General features: G+C 71.4%; 13 protein-coding genes. 5 read left to right on the top strand and 8 right to left on the bottom strand.

The features are described from left to right. Positions 1 to 300: 300 nt before the first annotated feature. Together ACFZDK_RS28360 and ACFZDK_RS28355 are read right to left on the bottom strand one after the other, a co-directional pair. Positions 301 to 1113, bottom strand: a complete 813-nt coding sequence (locus ACFZDK_RS28360) for a TetR family transcriptional regulator (protein ID WP_390976981.1) — start codon at positions 1111 to 1113, stop codon at positions 301 to 303. Between the two features lie 160 nt (positions 1114 to 1273). Next, the gene (locus ACFZDK_RS28355) at positions 1274 to 3079 is read right to left on the bottom strand and encodes a 3-hydroxybutyryl-CoA dehydrogenase (protein WP_390976744.1); all 1806 of its coding nucleotides are present in this window, start codon (positions 3077 to 3079) and stop codon (positions 1274 to 1276) included. Positions 3080 to 3466: 387 nt separating this feature from the next. Here ACFZDK_RS28355 and ACFZDK_RS28350 point away from each other — a divergent pair, with 387 nt between their 5' ends. Beyond that, positions 3467 to 4042 carry an adenylosuccinate lyase gene (locus ACFZDK_RS28350; RefSeq protein ID WP_390976743.1) on the top strand — a complete coding sequence of 192 codons (576 nt, stop codon included), beginning with the start codon at positions 3467 to 3469 and terminating at the stop codon, positions 4040 to 4042. On the opposite strand, the gene ACFZDK_RS28345 is transcribed toward ACFZDK_RS28350, so the two are convergent. The 3 genes from ACFZDK_RS28345 to ACFZDK_RS28335 form a co-directional block, all read right to left on the bottom strand. After that, positions 4029 to 4562, bottom strand: coding sequence for a GNAT family N-acetyltransferase (locus ACFZDK_RS28345; RefSeq protein ID WP_390976742.1), 534 nt, complete (start codon positions 4560 to 4562; stop codon positions 4029 to 4031). The two genes, ACFZDK_RS28350 and ACFZDK_RS28345, sit on opposite strands and share 14 nt — an antisense overlap. A gap of 71 nt (positions 4563 to 4633) precedes the next feature. Further along, positions 4634 to 6202, bottom strand: coding sequence for an alpha/beta fold hydrolase (locus ACFZDK_RS28340; protein WP_390976741.1), 1569 nt, complete (start codon positions 6200 to 6202; stop codon positions 4634 to 4636). Positions 6203 to 6355: 153 nt separating this feature from the next. Further along, on the bottom strand, positions 6356 to 7393 hold the full coding sequence (locus ACFZDK_RS28335; protein WP_390976980.1) for an Rv2578c family radical SAM protein: 1038 nt from the start codon (positions 7391 to 7393) through the stop codon (positions 6356 to 6358). Positions 7394 to 7585: 192 nt separating this feature from the next. On the opposite strand from ACFZDK_RS28335, the gene ACFZDK_RS28330 reads away from it, so the two are divergent. The 4 genes from ACFZDK_RS28330 to ACFZDK_RS28315 all read left to right on the top strand — a co-directional run bounded on the left by ACFZDK_RS28330 (position 7586) and on the right by ACFZDK_RS28315 (position 14101). Continuing rightward, a complete protein-coding gene (locus ACFZDK_RS28330) occupies positions 7586 to 8029 on the top strand; it encodes an SRPBCC family protein (RefSeq protein WP_390976740.1) in 444 nt (147 codons plus the stop codon). Between the two features lie 147 nt (positions 8030 to 8176). Continuing rightward, entirely contained in the window at positions 8177 to 10606 is a 2430-nt protein-coding gene (locus ACFZDK_RS28325; RefSeq protein WP_390976739.1) for a DHA2 family efflux MFS transporter permease subunit, read from the top strand. Between the two features lie 173 nt (positions 10607 to 10779). Beyond that, entirely contained in the window at positions 10780 to 13239 is a 2460-nt protein-coding gene (locus tag ACFZDK_RS28320; protein WP_390976738.1) for a SpoIIE family protein phosphatase, read from the top strand. 136 nt (positions 13240 to 13375) lie between these two features. After that, positions 13376 to 14101, top strand: coding sequence for a methyltransferase domain-containing protein (locus tag ACFZDK_RS28315; protein WP_390976737.1), 726 nt, complete (start codon positions 13376 to 13378; stop codon positions 14099 to 14101). A gap of 241 nt (positions 14102 to 14342) precedes the next feature. Here the strand turns inward: ACFZDK_RS28315 and ACFZDK_RS28310 are convergent, their stop codons facing one another. The 3 genes from ACFZDK_RS28310 to ACFZDK_RS28300 are packed head-to-tail and all read right to left on the bottom strand — an operon-like array spanning position 14343 to position 16953. After that, positions 14343 to 16196, bottom strand: coding sequence for a peroxidase family protein (locus ACFZDK_RS28310; protein ID WP_390976736.1), 1854 nt, complete (start codon positions 16194 to 16196; stop codon positions 14343 to 14345). A 57-nt stretch (positions 16197 to 16253) separates the two neighbouring features. Then, positions 16254 to 16496, bottom strand: coding sequence for a hypothetical protein (locus ACFZDK_RS28305; RefSeq protein ID WP_390976735.1), 243 nt, complete (start codon positions 16494 to 16496; stop codon positions 16254 to 16256). 52 nt (positions 16497 to 16548) lie between these two features. Then, positions 16549 to 16953 carry a hypothetical protein gene (locus tag ACFZDK_RS28300; RefSeq protein ID WP_390976734.1) on the bottom strand — a complete coding sequence of 135 codons (405 nt, stop codon included), beginning with the start codon at positions 16951 to 16953 and terminating at the stop codon, positions 16549 to 16551. Positions 16954 to 17379: the final 426 nt, after the last annotated feature.

The raw sequence follows: 17379 nt of genomic DNA, 5'->3' as shown, positions 1-17379 counted from the left end.
GCTGTGGCAGCGCTTTGTGGCGCGGGAGGTTGCCTGTGACGCAGGCGTCCGGCGGGGGAGCTGGTGGGCTCACCGGGACAGGCCGGACTCCATCAACGTATGACACCGCGTGTCAGGCCGCAAGGCACTGAGTGCCAGGACTTCACCTCAGATGAAATCTTTACGTAACAAATGAGCGATGATCGATCGAACGGCCTCGGAGAGTTGCCTGAAAAGGTGCTCTGACATGCCAAAACGGCCACCCGGGCGGGTGGCCGTCGTCACAGCGGCGGAGTGTCCGGGGACACCCCCGAGGGTGGCTCAGCGCTCCTTGAGTGCCTGCTCGATGGTCCGCATGACCTCGTCCAGCGGGGCGTCGGTACGGGCCACCGTCACCAGCACCTCCCCCTGGGATGCCACGGCGGCCGGCGCCGACGACCGGGGCGGCGTCTCCCGACCCGCCCCGATCCCGTTCCCGAAGGTCTTCCGGACGATCGCGAAGGCGTGGTCCAGTTGCAGCTCCACGTCCCCCTGCCCGCCGGCCCGCAGCCAGCGCCGCAGCACGTGGTTGTGGGCGGTGACCACCGCCGAGGCCGCGACCTCGGCCAGCAGCGGGTCGTCGTTCGCGTCGTCCGCGTGGGCGTGCTCGTCGAAGTGGCCCAGGAGATAGCGGGTGAAGAGGCGCTCGTAGCGGGCCACCGAGGCGATCTCGGCCTCGCGGAGGGTGGGTACCTCGCGCGTGAGCTTGTAGCGGGCGACCGAGATCTCCGGCCGGGCCGCGTACATCTTCATGACTTCCTTGATGCCACGGCACACGGTGTCGAGCGGGTGCTCGTGCGCCGGGGCCGCGTTCAGCACCGCCTCGGCGCGGATCAGGGTGTCGTCGTGGTCGGGGAAGATCGCCTCTTCCTTGGAGCGGAAGTGACGGAAGAACGTGCGGCGGGCGACCCCGGCCGCGGCCGCGATCTCGTCGACGGTGGTCGCCTCGTACCCCTTGGTCGCGAAGAGTTCCATCGCGGCGGCCGCCAGTTCCCGGCGCATCTTGAGCCGCTGGGCCGCCGCGCGACTGCCTGCGGCACTCTCCGGCGCGTCGGGCGTGGCTGGTGTACGTGAGGACCTGGCGGGCTGGGACATGACCCGAACGTACTGCATGTGCGCAGCTTGATGCGCATGTCCGGGGTTTCCCCCGCCCGTGAAGGGCGGGGGACCGCCGGGCCGGGTGGCCGGGAGCCGGCCGCCCGGGTCGAGCAGTCCGCCCCAGTCGTTCTCGTCCCGGAACCAGTCGCCGACGCCGTCAGCGGCGGGCATATTCGCGGAAGCCACGGCCGGTCTTGCGGCCGAGGCAGCCTGCGGCCACCAGGTGCTCCAGGAGCGGCGCGGGCGCCAGGCCCGGGTCGCGGAACTCCCGGTGCAGGACCTTCTCGATCGCGAGCGAGACGTCCAGACCGACCACGTCGAGGAGTTCGAACGGGCCCATCGGGTAGCCGCCGCCGAGCTTCATCGCCGCGTCGATGTCGTCCAGCGACGCGTAGTGCTCCTCGACCATCTTGATCGCGTTGTTCAGGTACGGGAACAGCAGCGCGTTCACGATGAACCCGGCCCGGTCGCCGCAGTCGACCGCGTGCTTGCGGATCTTCGCGCAGACCTCGCGGACGGTCGCGTGGACGTCCTCGGCGGTCAGCACGGTACGGACCACCTCGACCAGCTTCATGGCCGGCGCCGGGTTGAAGAAGTGCATGCCGATCACGTCCTGCGGACGCGAGGTGGCGCGGGCGCAGGCGACGACCGGCAGCGAGGAGGTCGTGGTGGCCAGGACCGCGCCCGGCTTGCAGACCTTGTCCAGGGTCGCGAACAGCTGCCGCTTGACCTCCAGGTCCTCGGCGACGGCCTCGACGGCCAGGTCGACGTCGGAGAAGGCGTCGTACGAGCCCGCCGGGGTGATCAGGTCCAGGGTCCGGGCGGCCGCCTCGGCGGTCATCCGGCCCTTGCCGACCGAGCGGTCCAGGGACTTGCCGATGCGGGCCTTGGCGGCCTGGGCCTTCTCCTCGCTGCGGGCGGCGAGGACGACCTCGTACCCGGCCTTGGCGAAGACCTCGGCGATGCCGGAGGCCATGGTGCCGGAGCCGGCGACACCGACCGAGCGGACCGTACGGCCCGGGGTGAGGGCGGAGCCGTCCAGCGGGGTCTGGGCGTCACGGACGACGGTCGCGCTGCCCGGGGCCTCGTAGCTGTAGAAGCCGCGGCCCGACTTGCGGCCGGTCAGGCCCGCCTCGCTGAGCTGCTTGAGGATGGGGGCCGGGGCGTGCAGCCGGTCGCGGGACTCGGCGTACATGGCCTCCAGGACCGTGCGGGCGGTGTCGATGCCGATCAGGTCGAGCAGCGCCAGGGGGCCCATGGGCAGGCCGCAGCCGAGCCGCATGGCCGCGTCGATGTCCTCGCGGGAGGCGTACTTCGCCTCGTACATCGCGGCGGCCTGGTTGAGGTAGCCGAACAGCAGCCCGTCCGCGACGAACCCGGGGCGGTCGCCGACCGCGACCGGCTCCTTGCCCAGTTCGAGGGCGAGGTCCGTGACGGTGGCGACGGCGCTCGGCGCGGTGAGCACCGAGGAGACGACCTCGACCAGCTTCATCGCCGGGGCCGGGTTGAAGAAGTGCAGGCCGAGGACGCGCTCGGGGCGCGCCGAGTCGGCGGCCAGCCGGGTCACGGAGAGCGCGTTGGTGCCGGTGGCGAGGATGGTCTCGGGGCGGACGATGCCGTCCAGCTCGCGGAAGATCTGGTGCTTGATGTCGTACGACTCCGGAGTCACCTCGATGACGAGGTCGGCGTCGGCCGCGGCCGTGAGGTCGGTGCCGGTGCGGACCCGGCCGAGGAGGTCGGCGCGTTCCTGCTCGGTGAGCCGGCCGCGCTCCACGGACCGGGCCGTGGAGGCCTCCAGGGCGGCGAGCGACCGGGCGGCCTGGGCCTCGCTGACGTCGATGCCGATCACCTCGCGGCCGGCCGTCGCGAGGACCTCGGTGATACCGGTGCCCATGGTGCCGAGGCCGACGACGGCGACGGTCCTGAGCGGGGACAGGGAAGGGTCGGACTGGGGAGTGGCCATCGCGGGACTCCAGGAATGAGGGTGACGACTGGAAACGCGCCCGGGTGCGCCGAGGGGCGCACCGGGTGCAAGGAGAGCTGCGTGAATGCGGGTGGTGCCGGGCTGCCAGCGCACACGCCCGGTGCTGCCGCCGCGGGCGCGCACACGCCCGGGAGCGGCGGATTCCGACCGGCCCTGTCCCGGAGCCGTGCCGTACTGCGGTACCGAGGTACCGAGGTACCGAACCGACCTGATGCTCACCGCGGTTGCGTCACCAAACCGATGTGAGCGTGAGTGCGAGTGGGTGACTCGCTCGATTGAGCTTAACCGGCGGGTAACGAGCGCGCCAGCCCCCCGACTTTGTGATGTACGTCCCCCCGTCCCCGCGACCCCTCTACGCTGGGCTTCGTGGACGAAGAGTTGCGATCACTCACGGAGCGTCTGCGCCAGGAGTCGCAGGGAACGGCCGCCTACGAACGGCTCCTGGCCACCGAGGACCACGACGAGTTGGCGGAGGTGCTCACCGCGGCCGGACAGCCCCTGTGGGCCAGGGAGTTGGCGGCGTACCGGCTGGGGACGGCCGGTGACCGGCGGGCCTTCGAGACCCTGGTCCTCCTCCTGAACCACCGTGACCCACCCCGCTGCGCCTCCGCCGCCTACGCCCTTTCCCGCCTCCAGGACCCGCGGACCGCCCGCGCGGCCGCCGCCCTCGCCACCAACGAACTCCGCGTCGCCTACGCCCTGCACCCGGTCCGTCTCCTGGTCGAACTGCGCGCCCCGGAGTCCGTCCCGGCGCTCATCACCACCCTGGAACGCCGGCTGCGCCCCCACGACCCCTACCGCCGGGTCGCCCTCGCCTGCGTCGAAGGCCTCGGCACCCTGGCCGACCCCCGCGCCCGCCGCGTCCTGAGCGAGGCGCTGGCCCACCCCACCCTCGCGCAGGCGGCGGTCCAGGCCCTGACCCACATCCCTAAGCCGCGGTGACACCGAGCTCCCTGACGTACCGCACCTCGGGCACGGCCACCCCGTCGACCTCGTACGGCTCCTCGGTGCCGTCGGCCCGGAAGCCCGCGAGCTCGTAGAAGCGCCGGGCGCGCGCGTTCCCCTTCAGTACCCACAGGTACAGGCGCGCGTGCCGGGCGCACTGCTCGAGGACCGTGGCCAGCAGCGTCCGCCCGGCCCCCGTCCCGACGTGTGCCGGGTCGACGTAGATCGCGTACAACTCGGCCGCGCCGGTGCGTACGTCACCGTCCCGGTACGGTCCGTGCGCCGCCCACCCGACGATCGTGCCGGCCTTCTCGACGACCAGGTCCGTCACCCCGTCCTCGCCGTCGCGGAAACGGGCCCGCCGCCGCTCGGCGTCCCGCTCGACGCTGAGCCCGTCCAGGAACGGCTGCGGCATGAGCCCTTCGTAGGCGTACTGCCAGCCCCGGACGCGTATCTCGGAGACCCGGTCGCAGTCGTCGAGGGTCATCGGGCGGATGCGGAGAAGGTCGTCGTTCATGACGGCACCCTAGACAGCGGACGGCCCCGGCAGCCCGGGTTTTCCGGGGTGCCGGGGCCGTCGGCGGGGTCTCAGCCGCGGAAGCCCAGCAGTCCGTGCAGGGTCGAGCCGCGGGACGAGGTCGAGGCCGCCTTCGTGGTCAGGGGCTTCGGGTCGGGGCTCTTCTTGCAGACCGCGTCGGCGGTGCCGGTGCCGCGCGGGACCGTGCCGTCGGTCAGGTAGGTGGCGAGGTACTTGTCCAGGCAGGTGTTGCCGCTGAGGGTGATGCCGTGGTTGCCGCCGCCCTGTTCGACGACCAGGCTGGAGCGGGCCAGCAGGCGGTGGGCGGTGACGCCGCCCTGGTAGGGGGTGGCCGCGTCGTCCGTGGCCTGGAAGAGGAGGGTCGCGGGGAGCTTGCCGTTGGCGATGTTCGTCGGCTTCAGCGTCTTCGTCGGCCAGTGGACGCACGCCGCGTTGTACCAGGCGTTGTTCCAGGTCATGAACGGCGCCTTCTGGTACGCCGCCCAGTTGTCCTTGCTCCACTGGTTCCAGTCCCGCGGCCAGGAGGAGTCCCGGCACTGGACGGCCGCGTAGACGCTGTAGCCGTTCTCGCCCGAGGCGTCCACGGCGGCGAAGTTCTTGTACGCCTCCACCAGCGCCGTCGTCTTCTTGCCGTTGACGTACGACGAGAACGCCTCGGCCAGGTAGGGCCAGTAGCCGTTGTAGTAGCCGCCCGGGATGAAGGCGTCCTCCAGTTCGGAGGCGCCCACCTTGCCGCCGGCCGGCTTCTTCGCCAGCGCGGCCCGCATCGCGTACCACTTGGCCTCGACCTGCTCCGGGTCGGTGCCCAGCTTGTAGGTCGAGTTGTACTTGGCGATCCACGCCATCAGGGCGCGGTGGCGGTCGTTGAAGGCGTAGTCCTGGCTCAGGTTGTCCTCGTACCAGACGCCCGTCGGGTCCACGATCGAGTCCAGGACCAGGCGGTGGATCCGGTCCGGGTGCAGCTTCGCGTAGACCGCGCCCAGGTAGGTGCCGTAGGAGTAGCCGAAGTAACTGATCCGGCGGGCCCCGAGGGCCAGACGGACGGATTCGAGGTCCTGTGCGGCACTGACCGTGTCGAGGTACGGCAGCAGGCTCGCGTACTTCTTGCCGCAGGCCGCCGCGAACGACTTCACCCGCTTGAGGTTCGCCTGTTCCAGAGCGGGCGTGGCCGGGACCGAGTCGGGGCGGACCGGCTTGAAGTAGCCCGGGGCGCAGTCGATCGCGGGGCTGCTGCGGCCGACCCCGCGCGGGTCGAAGCCGATGATGTCGTAGCGGGCGGCCACCTTCTTGGGCAGCGCGGAGGCCACGAAGCCGGCGAGGCCCAGCCCGCTGCCGCCGGGGCCGCCGGGGTTGACCAGCAGTGGACCCTGAGAGGTCGTCGCGGTGTGCGGGACGCGGGTGAGGGCGAGGGTGATCTGCCTCCCGGCCGGGTTGCGGTGGTCGAGGGGCACCTTGACCGAGCCGCACTGCAGCGTCGGGTAGTCGGTGGTGCCGCACTTCCTCCAGGTCACCGCGGACACCTGGAGGGGGGCTCGGGTGGTGGCGCTCGCGGGCAGCGCGGTGACCGACCCGGCCACGACAGCGGCGGCGGCGCACAGCACGGCTGCGCGTGTTCGCATGGGGTCCTCCCAGGACGGAGGGATCGCGGACCGCACGTGTCACGGTCCTCGCCGCATCGTCCCGGAGTCGGGCCCCGGAAGAACGTGTTCAGACGATTATTGACCCAATTGGGCCGAGGGTTGGGCTCGAACGCCCTCCCGGGCGACCGCTGCTCAGAGCAGCGTCAGCTGGGTCGGTTCCGGCAGTTCGGGCTCGTCCGTCGCCGGTACCGGGATGCGGCGGGGCGTGCCCCCGTTGCCGGGGCCGATGCCGTACTCCTGGGCCAGCTCGTGCACCTGACGGGTGATCCGGCGCTGGTACCACTTGGGCGCGTAGGCGCCCTCCGCGTACAGCCGTTCGTAGCGCCGGACCAGATGCGGGTGGTGGGCCGCCAGCCAGCTCATGAACCACTCGCGGGCGCCGGGGCGCAGATGCAGCACCAGAGGCGTCACCGAGGTGGCCCCGGCCGCCGCGATCGCCCGCACGGTGGCCCGGAGTTGGGCCGGATGGTCGCCCAGGAAGGGGATCACCGGCGCCATCAGGACCCCGCAGCCGATGCCGGCCCCGGCGAGGGCGCTGACGACCTCCAGCCGGCGCTCGGGAGCCGGGGTGCCCGGCTCCACCGTGCGCCACAGCTCGGGATCGACGAAGCCGACCGAGACCGAGATGCCGACGTCCGTGACGTCCGCCGCCCGGCGCAGCAGGTCGAGGTCGCGCAGGATCAGGGTGCCCTTGGTGAGGATCGAGAACGGGTTCGCGTGGTCGGCGAGGGCGGAGATGATCCCCGGCATCAGCCGGTAGCGGCCCTCCGCGCGCTGGTAGCAGTCGACGTTGGTGCCCATCGCGATGTGGTCGCCCAGCCAGCGCCGCGAGCCCAGCTGGCGGCGGAGCAGCTCCGGGGCGTTCGTCTTGACCACGATCTGGGTGTCGAAGCCGATCCCGGTGTCCAGGTCCAGATAGCTGTGGGTCTTGCGGGCGAAGCAGTACACGCAGGCGTGCGTGCAGCCCCGGTACGGGTTCACCGTCCATTCGAACGGCATCCGCGAGGCGCCCGGCACCCGGTTGATGATCGACCGCGCCCGCACCTCGTGGAAGGTGATCCCACGGAACTCGGGCGTGTCGAAGGTGCGGGTCGTCACCGCGTCCGCACCGAACAGCGCGGTTGCGGCCCGGCCGTGTCCGGCCTCCTCGGTGAGGTTCTCCCAGCGCATTGACGCCTCCTCGGTAGCACTGCTCACACAATAGAACATCTGTTCCCATGATCGTGCGAACGATCTGTGGAGACCGCGCGGACGCCGATTCCGATCGCGTTTCCGATCGCTTGGGGACCCCGATTTGGGCGGCCGGACCCCGGGGTGGTTGGCTTGGTGCAACCCCGAGAACTCAGGTGCTGGAGGAAAGCGATGGCGCAGGTCGAGGCCACTACGGAGCGGGTCGTCGCCGCGGACGCGGAGAAGGTGTTCGACACCGTCGCCGACTACAGCGGTACGCGCGCGAACCTGCTCACCGAGCACTTCAGCGAGTACGAGGTGCGCGAGGGCGGCGACGGCGAGGGCACCCTCGTCCACTGGAAGCTCCAGGCCACCAGCAAGCGGGTGCGGGACTGCCTCCTGGAGGTCAGCGAGCCCACCGACGGCGAGCTGGTCGAGAAGGACCGCAACTCCTCCATGGTCACCACCTGGCGCATCACCCCGGCCGGCGAGGGCAAGTCCCGGGTCGTCGTCCACACCACCTGGCAGGGCGCCGGCGGCATCGGCGGCTTCTTCGAGAAGACCTTCGCGCCCAAGGGCCTCGGCCGTATCTACGACGGGATCCTCGACAGGCTCGCCGCCGAGGTCGAGAAGTAACCTCGCGATGAACAGGGGGCGTTGGCCCCCTCACCGGTTCGAGTGGATCTCCATGTCGTACGGAGTCGTGCCGTAACTCGTCGCGCTTGCTCGTAGTTGTCGCCTTACGGCGGGAATTGTGCGCAGGTGCGACGAGGGGAGCGGTACATGGGCGGAACGACGCTGGTGGAGTACGAGGAACCGGCCCTGGCGCCTCCGGACGCCCCGGTGCCGGAACCCGCCCCGGCCCCCGAACTCGGGCCGCGCCGCACCCGGTTGGTGTTCTGCGGGCTGATGTTCGCCCTGCTCCTCGCCGCGCTGGACCAGATGATCGTGGCCACCGCGCTGCCGAAGGTCGTCGGCGAACTGCACGGCCTCGACCGGATGTCCTGGGCGATCACCGCCTATCTGCTCACCGCCACCGTCGGCCTCCCCGTCTACGGCAAGCTCGGCGACCTCATCGGCCGCAAGGGCGTCTTCCAGTTCGCGATCCTCGTCTTCGTCGTCGGCTCCGGGCTCGCCGGCCGCGCCCAGAGCATGGACCAGCTGATCGCCTTCCGCGCCGTCCAGGGCATCGGCGCGGGCGGGCTGATGATCGGCGTGCAGGCGATCATCGCGGACATCGTGCCGCCCCGGCGGCGCGGCCGCTTCATGGGCCTGATCGGCGCCGCCTTCGGCCTCGCCTCCGTCGCCGGGCCGCTGCTCGGCGGCTACTTCACCGACCACCTCTCCTGGCGCTGGTGCTTCTACGTCAACGTCCCCTTCGGACTGGTCACCCTGGCCGTCATCACCGCCGTACTGAAACTCCCCAAACCCCGGGCCCGCGCCCGCTTCGACATCCCGGGCACCCTGCTGCTCGCCGCCGCCTCGACCTGCCTGGTCCTGCTGACCAGCTGGGGCGGCACGGAGTACGACTGGGGCTCGCGCGTCATCCTCGGGCTCGGGGCCGGGGCGCTGGCCGCCACGGTGCTCTTCCTGATCGCCGAGCACCACGCGGCCGAACCCCTCATCCCGCTGCGGCTGTTCCGCGACTCCGTCTTCAACGTCACCGGGCTGGTCGGACTGGTCGTCGGCGTCGCCCTGTTCGGCGCCGCCAGCTATCTGCCGACCTTCCTCCAGATGGTCGACGGCGCCTCCGCGACCGAGTCGGGACTCCTGATGCTCCCCATGATGGGCGGGATCGTCGGCGCCTCGATCGTCGCGGGCCAACTCATCAGCCACACCGGGCACTACCGGATCTACCCGGTGCTCGGCGGCGGGCTGTCCGTCCTCGGCATGTGGCTGCTCTCCCGGCTCGAAGTCGACACGCCCCGCTGGCAGTACAGCATCTGGATGGCCGTGCTCGGCGCCGGGATCGGCCTGGTGATGCCGGTGCTCGTCCTCGCCGTCCAGAACTCCGTCCCGCCCGCCGACCTCGGCACCGCCACCAGCGCCAACAACTACTTCCGGCAGATCGGCGGCAGCGTCGGCGCCGCCGTCTTCGGGACCCTCTTCGCCGGCCGGCTCACCGACGCCCTGCACCAACGCCTCCCCGCCCGCGCCGGCGCCCGCCTGCCCGACCCCGAGTCCCTCACCCCGCAGCTCGTCCACGCGCTGCCCCCGGCGCTGCGCGACGCCTACATCCGCGCCTACGCCGACGCGATGCCCCGGATCTTCCTCTACCTGGTCCCTGTGCTCGTCCTCGGCCTGCTCGTGGCCTGCTTCCTCAAGGAGAAACCGCTGGTGTCCCACCCCACCGCCGAAACCGAGTCCGTTCCCGTGAACGCACCGATCCCGCAAGCACGCCCCCAGCCTTCGGCCGGGGGGACCCCCACCTCGCTTCGCTCCCCCTACACCGGCGCCGGGATCCCCGTCTGCGGCACCGTGCAGCACCCCGACGGGACCGTGGTGCCGCGCGCCGCGCTCACCCTCATCGACGCCGTCGGCCGCCAGATCGGCCGGGGCGCCAGCGCCGACGACGGCCGCTACGCGCTGGCCACGCCCGGCTCCGGGTCCTACGTCCTGATCGCCGCTGCCGGCGGGCACCAGCCGCAGGCCGTCACCGTGACCGTCGGCGAGCGGCCCGTCGAACTGGACGTGGTCCTCGGCGGCGCCGGACGCCTCGCGGGCAGCGTGCTCACCGCCGACGGCACCCCGGTACGGGACGCCACCGTCACCCTCACCAACGTGCACGGCGAGGTCGTCGCCAGCACCCGCAGCGGGCGCGAGGGCGGCTATGTCATCAGCGAGCTGGTGGCCGGCGAGTACACCCTCGCCGCCAGCGCCCCCGCCTTCCGCCCGGCCGCCCTCCCGGTCACCGTCCAGGCCTCCCGGGAGACTCGGCAGGACGTCGAACTCGCGGGCGGCGCCGTGCTGAAGGGCACCGTCCGGGCCGGCGGCGGGCGGCCCGTGGAGGACGCCCGGGTGACCCTGCTGGACGCCGCCGGGAACGTGGTGGACACCCTGACCACCGGCGCCGACGGAACGTTCCGGTTCGTCGACCTCTCCTCCGGCGAGTACACCGTCATCGCCGCCGGTTACCCGCCGGTCGCCACGGTTCTCCAGGTCGCGGGCGGCGGCCGCACCGAACGGGATCTCCAGCTCGGCCACGAGGACTGACCGAGGACGGAACCGGGAGTGAGTGCGCACGTTGCGGGGCGCGGACCTGCGCGCCGGCGTCATCCGGTGAAACCAATTCCAGGATTGCCACACATCGCGACCGGCCCCCACCGTACGGTAGTGGCGGGCGGCACAGATCTTTTGCGGAGCCGTGGGGAGAGAGGGCCTGGGCCATGGACCATGGCGGCGAGCGGGACGCACCCCCCAGCCTCGGTGCTGGGGACGGCGCGGCAGGCCGCATCCCCCTGGCCGTGGTCGTCGTCGACCGCGACGGCCAGGTCTCCCACTGGAGCACCGGCGCCCGGCGGCTCTTCGGCGCCGCCAGGGAGGAGGCCGTCGGCCGCTCCGTGCTCGATCTGCTGCCCGTCTCCGGAGCGCTCCCCGAAGAGGACGAGATCACCCCGTACGGGGCCTACGCCGCGTATGACGGACTCGGCCCCGACCTGGAGTCCTCCCTCGACGGGCGGCTGAACTTCCCGGCCGCGGGCCGCGCCCGGCTCACCGTCCCCGACCCCGACCGCGACCGCGACCGCGTCGATGTGCTCTGGTGGGCGTATCCGCTGGTCGGTCCGGGCGACGAGCGGCTGCTGGTGCTCGCCGCCGACACCGAACGGCTGCGCCGGTCCGGGCAGGACGAGGACATGGCCTTCGAGCGCGTCGCGCCCGGGTTCGCCCTGCACACCGACTTCCCGGGCGCCGAGGAACTCGCGCGCCGGCTCCCCGAGATCCTGCCCAGCATGAGCGTCGACGAGAGCGCCAGGATCGTCGCCCAGGTCCTCGAACTCGGCTACCCGATCCTGGAGTTCAGCCAGAACGACCGGGTCCCGGTCACCCCCGACTGGGGCGTCGCCCGGCGCACCGAGCGCAAGGCCCGCCGGGAGCGCGCCGCCGCCGTCGCCGCCCAGGGGCTGCCGCTGCCCGCCGAACTCGCCGAGGACGAGGGCGAGGACCTGGAGTACGTCGCCGTACGCGAGCGCCTCGAGTTCCTCAACGAGGTCAGCGGGAAGATCGGCACCTCGCTCGACCTGTCCCGGACGATCGTCGAGGTCAGCAGAGCCGTCGTGCCCCGCTTCACCGACGTCGCCGGCACCTACCTCCGCGAACAGGTCGTCGCCGGCGAGGGGTTCCCCGACGGTGTGCCCGACACCACCACCATGTGGCACCGGGTCGCCCTCGAACACACCGACGAACCCGGCCGCTGGGACGACGTCGTCCCGGTCGGCGAGGCCATGCCGTTCCCGGCGCACACCCCGTTCTTCCAGTGCATGACCAGCGGCGAACCGGTCCTGGTGCCCCGGATCAGCGAGGAGATGGGCCATGCCATCGCCTCCCAGTTCGAGAAGCGCGACATCCGGCCGCTGATCACCGGCCGCTCGATGCTGGTCGTCCCGCTCAAGGCCCGCAACGTCGTGCTCGGCTTCATGATCCTGCTGCGCCACCCCGAGCGCGAGATGTTCAACGACATGGACCGGGTCACCGGCGCCGAACTCGCGGCCAGGGCCGGGCTCGTGCTCGACAACGCCCGCATGTACACCTTCCAGGAGAGCGTCGCCGAGACCCTCCAGGACAGCATGCTGCCGCACATCCCGCCGCGCATGGCGGGCTGCGACATCGCCACCCGGTATCTGCCGGGCACCCTGCTCGGGCGGGTCGGCGGCGACTGGTTCGACTCCGTGAAACTCCCGGGCGCCCGCACCGCCCTGGTCGTCGGCGACGTCATGGGCCACGGCCTCAACTCGGCGGCGATGATGGGCCAGTTGCGCACGGCCGTCCAGACCATGGCGGCCCTGGACCTGCCACCCGCCCAACTCCTGCGCAACCTCGACGACCTGGCCCAGCGCCTCGGCGACGGCTATCTCGCCACCTGCCTCTACGCGGTCTACGACCCGATCGAGAGCGAACTGCACCTCGCCAACGCGGGCCACATCCCGCCCGTGCTGGTGCGGGCCGTCGACGCGCGCAGCGAACTCCTCGACCTGCCCACCGGGGCGCCCATAGGCGTCGGCGGAGTCGCCTTCGAGTCGCTGCGGGTGCGCGTGGAGCCCGGCGACCGCCTGGTGATGTGCACCGACGGGCTCGTCGAGATGCGCGGCGAGGACATCGGCGTCGGCCTCGCCACCCTCTGCGAGTCCGCCGCCCACCCGGCCGCCTCCATGGACGACGCCTGCGACACCATCATCCGCGCCCTCAACACCCGCGGCGGCCGCAAGGACGACGTCGCCCTGCTGATGGCCCGGCTCAACGGCATCGAGCCCGAGGACGTCGCCGAATGGCGGCTCGCCCTCGACCCCGCCGAGGTCCGCCGCGCCCGCGCCGCCGTCCGCGAGCAACTGCACGACTGGGACCTGGACCGGCTCGCCGACCCCGCCGCGCTAATGGTCAGCGAACTCGTCACCAACGCCCTACGGCACTCCCACAGCCGCCCGGTCCAGCTCCGGCTGATCCGCGGCGAGACTCTGCTGTGCGAGGTCGATGACGACGACCACACCCTGCCCACCCTGCTCGGCACGGACCCCGGCGCCGAGACCGGACGCGGACTGCGCGTGGTCAGCACCCTCTCCCGGGAATGGGGCACCAGCCGTACGTCCGCCGGGAAGACGGTGTGGTTCGAACTCACCTCACGGCGCCGCTGACACGGAGGCGCGCGTTCCCACGAAAGTGGGGTGAAGGAACGCGCCGGGCGCTTGTGGCCGTAACCGGCGCAGGGTAGACCGTACTGGCCCGTCACCTACGACGGGTCATATGCGGCTGCACCCTGGGGAGTTGGACATGAGCGTGACGAGTCGATACCGGGATGCCTGGGAGGGGTTCTGGCGCGAGGCGCCGGACGAGCCGGGGGCGGTGTTCTGGGACGCCGAACCGGGCGTGACCGCCGCGGTCCACGTCTCCCTCTTCGAGCCCCACCTCACCGATCCCGGCCTGCCCCTGGTCGACCTGGGCTGCGGCAACGGCACCCAGACCCGCTTCCTCGCCGGCCGCTTCCCGCGGGTCCTGGGCGTCGACATCGCCGAGGCCGCCCTGGAGCACGCCCGGCACGCCGACCCCGCCGAGGTGGTCCGCTACCGGGTCCTCGACGCGGCCGAGAAGACCGAGGCCGAGGCGCTGCACGCCGAACTCGGCGACGCCAACGTCTATATGCGGGGCGTCCTGCATCAGTGCGAGCCCGGCGACCGGCAGCCGATGACCGACGCCATCGCCACCCTCGTCGGCGCCCGCGGCCGGGCCTTCCTCGTGGAACTCTCCGAGGCCGCCCGGCCCGTCCTCGGCGGCCTCGCCCAGAGCCCGGCCGGCCCGCCGCCCAAGCTCGCCCCGATCTTCCGGCACGGCATTGCCCCCGGCGAGGTCGCCGACGACGCGGTACCTGAGTACCTCCGCAACTCCGGCCTGAGCGTCCTCGCGAGCGGTGAACTCCCGCTGATGACCACCGAGTTCACCTCGGACGGGGAGCGGATCGTGCTGCCCTCGAAGTGGGTGCTGGCCGGCCGCGCGAACTGACCGCCACGGACAGCCCGAGTCCGGCCCCTCGGCGTGGCGCGGCCGAGGGGTCGGACCGCTGAGCCGGGCCGGTCGGGTGCGGCCGCGGACCTCGCATGCGGAGGGCGTGGCCATGCTCGAACCTGCGGCAAAGGGCCTTGACCTGTGCGGTCGTGGATCTGATAGGTCTGCCCGACCTCTTTCGGAGTCCCGAGCGGGTACCCGTGCGGGTTCCCCGCGGGACCTGCTCAGCGCTGCCATGTCAGGTCACCGTCCCTCCGGCGGTGTGCCACGGCACGAAGGCGTTCGTCAGCCCGGTGAGAGCCGTGCGCAGCTCCGGGTGGTGGCGGAGCAGCACCGTGATCATGCTGTTGTCGTCGATCCAGGCCATACCGGCCTTGGAGTACACCTCGGGCGTGTAGTACTCGGTGAAGAAGCGGTCGCTGTTCAGCCGGCGCGAGGCCATCAGGATGAAGATGCGGAACGCCGTGTCGCTGAAGGCGAATCCGGCCGGCAGCTTCTCCGCGTACAGCCCGACCGTGAGGTCGACCTTCTCGATGTCGCCGTCGTAGAGCCACTGGATCTGCTCGGCCCATGCCCGGTTCTCCGTCAGCTCCAGGAAGCTCGCCGCGGGCTTCAGCCGCAGCAGCCGCCGGAACTCGTTGTAGCGGGGGACGCCGAACTCCCGAGAGCGCAGGATGTCGGTGGCGGCGAGGTCCTGCAGCTGCCCGTCGGGGCGCTCGAACTCCTGGAGGAACCTGGGGAAGTTGTGCAGGGTGACCAGTCCGGGGTGGAGCGTGCCGAAGCTGTAGAGCAGATCGGCCATCCCGGTGGTCTCCATGACCTTCAGGGCCCCGGGACCCGCGATGTCCCGGAGGGTGCAGTGGCGCAGGCTCGTGTCGTCGGCGGCGGAGCGCAGATGCCAGTCGTCGCGGATGAGCGGGTGCATGCGGTAGACGGCCACGAACTCCTCGGTGAGGGAGTACGGGACGCCGTAGTGGTCCGTCCCGCCGCCGGGGATACCGCTGACGACCTCGCTGTCGCTGATCCGGCCGAAGAGGTCGTGGACGCGCTCGCCCGCGATGCCCCACCAGTTGGCGCGCAGTGCGTTGACGGTGGTGGGGTGGCTGATCACGGCCGGTGTCCACTCCACGGTGTGGATCTTGGCGAGGAGCGCGGCGTTGACGAGCCGGGCGCGCTGGAAGAGCTCCTCGTCGTTCCAGGACGGGTACGCGCCGTGCAGGTGATCGCAGATCGCGTTGTGCTCACGGGCGAACAGGTCGTGCATCATGGCGAGGCCCAGCCAGAAGCCGGGGACGTGCGAGGGGTCACGGGAGGGGTCCGAGGGGACCGGGGGCTGCTCGTCGTCCCACAGGTGCAGCTTGCCCAGCTCACCGGCGCGCATCAGGCGCTGCTCGGTCTCGTTCGTCCCGTAGATCTGCGACGCGTCCCACCAGTGGGAGGACACGTTGACGCGGGTGTCGGGCGTTCCGGCCGGTGCCTGCGGGTCGCGGGTCGGGTCGTCCGGTGTCCGCATGATCCGCATGGGGTGTTCCGGCCACGGGTCGTCGTCCATGAGGGGCACTTCCCAGGGCCGGTCCGTGGGGCTGGTCCCGTGGCTGAACCAGTCGCGGACCATGAACTGAAGCCAGGCGGCGACCAGCGAGTTGACCGATTCGGCGGGGATGAGCTCGTCGCGGGTGAGCACGGCGCGGCTGACCTCGCGCGGGTTCGGCGTGGACAGTACGTCCTCGGGTGCGGACGGTGCGATCCGGTCCAGCGGGATGTTCCGGCCGAAGCGGGTGCCCGACATGCCCATGCGAGGCTCGGCGAGGTCGTTGTGGCTGCCGTCGGCGGTCCGGTTGACCTTCTGGGTCTCGGAAGGGGGCGCGGGATCGGGCAGATTGACCGACGGCAGTCGGCCGGTGTCGTGGAGGTTCTTCTGCCGAAGCCTGACGCGCAGTCCGAGGAGCGTCAGCAGGCCCGGAATGACGGGCAGTCTGTCCCAGCCGATGCGCCGGTCCACGTATTCGGCGCCGGCGGTGATAATCCGCCAGGGCAGTGACGTACGGTATCCGGCTGCGGAACCTCGTGCGGCTCGTCGTTGTCTGCTCATCGCGATACTCCTTGGGCGGTGGCTCTCCGGGCGGTCGCGAGAATGACGTCACTCGCTTTATCGCTGATCGTGTAGATGGGGGCGGCGACGAAGGATCCGGGACGGCCGAAGGATCACGGAGCCGGCTCCGCGGTTCATCTGGCGCTCGAACCCGACGGCGTCCTTGTCCGTGCCCTGGCAGGGGTCGGTGGAGGTGAAACGGTCCTTGTGGAGGCCGCCGAAGACGAACAGGTCGGGTGCGTCCAGCCCCGGGTCGCAGTCCTTGAGGACCGGGAACTCACGGTCCGTCGGGCTGACCAAGGCGGCCTCGTACCGGTGAGGCGAGGACCCTGCACAGAGGGGGCGCAGTCCGTCACTTCCGCTTCCCCTTACCCGAGTTGGCGAGCGAAGTGGCGGCCAGGGCCGTGTTGGCGGCCGAGATGAGCGTGGTCAGTGCCGCGGTACGCGGGGGAAGCCGACCGCTCAGGCCCAGTGTGGCCGCCGTCGCGGTGTCACTGCCGTGGATCAGGACGCCGTCGCGCAGGTCCTCCCGCAGCCGCTCGTCGCGGTCGGTCAGCAGATCGAGGCCGAGCAGGATCGTGCGGATCCCGAAGAGCCGAAAGGCGTACACGGCCGCCGGACTGGGCGGCTCACGATCGGGGTCGAGGCGCCGGATGAGCAGATCGGGTGCGAGCAGCCCGGTGACTCCGTTGAAGAGCCGGATGCCGGCGAGGGCGTAGACCGAGGCAGCACGAGACCCGGTTTTCTGGGTGGCCATCATGTCTCCTGACGGTGCTGTGGGTCTGGCGGTGACGGGAACCACCGCAGACCCTTCCGACGAGGGAGAAGATCACCCGAAAACGCTGCAATTATCAGATTATGGGCATCACGGCTCCCCCGCACCTTGAGCCCCAGGGCCTCCCAGCCTCAGGCCGCCAGGACGTACACCGTGGCGTCCGGCCACGCCCTCTGGCCAGTGGCACACGCTACGCGGGCCGCGGCAGCCCGGTGCGGCGTGCAGCGCGGACACCTTCGCGCGCCGGGCGGGGGAAACGTGCGAACATCACCATGTGCGGTGATACGCCAAGTCGCCATGGGCGGGCGCCCTAAGGTGGGAGCGTTCCGGCGGTCGTGCGTTCAGCGGAGCCCTCACCAGACCATCGCCCCGCCGTGGCCGGCCAGGATCTTGGAGTGAGGAGCCGGC

Source organism: Streptomyces sp. NPDC007901 (genome assembly GCF_042959465.1).
Taxonomy (GTDB): domain Bacteria; phylum Actinomycetota; class Actinomycetes; order Streptomycetales; family Streptomycetaceae; genus Streptomyces.
This window is presented reverse-complemented; position numbering and strand designations above follow the sequence as displayed.

Bases quoted from the DNA above. Each gene is read 5' to 3' on its own strand.
- ACFZDK_RS28360 (WP_390976981.1), bottom strand. From the start codon at position 1,113: ATGTCCCAGCCCGCCAGGTCCTCACGTACACCAGCCACGCCCGACGCG.
- ACFZDK_RS28355 (WP_390976744.1), bottom strand. From the start codon at position 3,079: ATGGCCACTCCCCAGTCCGACCCTTCCCTGTCCCCGCTCAGGACCGTC.
- ACFZDK_RS28345 (WP_390976742.1), bottom strand. From the start codon at position 4,562: ATGAACGACGACCTTCTCCGCATCCGCCCGATGACCCTCGACGACTGC.
- ACFZDK_RS28340 (WP_390976741.1), bottom strand. From the start codon at position 6,202: ATGCGAACACGCGCAGCCGTGCTGTGCGCCGCCGCCGCTGTCGTGGCC.
- ACFZDK_RS28335 (WP_390976980.1), bottom strand. From the start codon at position 7,393: ATGCGCTGGGAGAACCTCACCGAGGAGGCCGGACACGGCCGGGCCGCA.
- ACFZDK_RS28330 (WP_390976740.1), top strand. From the start codon at position 7,586: ATGGCGCAGGTCGAGGCCACTACGGAGCGGGTCGTCGCCGCGGACGCG.
- ACFZDK_RS28325 (WP_390976739.1), top strand. From the start codon at position 8,177: ATGGGCGGAACGACGCTGGTGGAGTACGAGGAACCGGCCCTGGCGCCT.
- ACFZDK_RS28320 (WP_390976738.1), top strand. From the start codon at position 10,780: ATGGACCATGGCGGCGAGCGGGACGCACCCCCCAGCCTCGGTGCTGGG.
- ACFZDK_RS28315 (WP_390976737.1), top strand. From the start codon at position 13,376: ATGAGCGTGACGAGTCGATACCGGGATGCCTGGGAGGGGTTCTGGCGC.
- ACFZDK_RS28310 (WP_390976736.1), bottom strand. From the start codon at position 16,196: ATGAGCAGACAACGACGAGCCGCACGAGGTTCCGCAGCCGGATACCGT.
- ACFZDK_RS28300 (WP_390976734.1), bottom strand. From the start codon at position 16,953: ATGGCCACCCAGAAAACCGGGTCTCGTGCTGCCTCGGTCTACGCCCTC.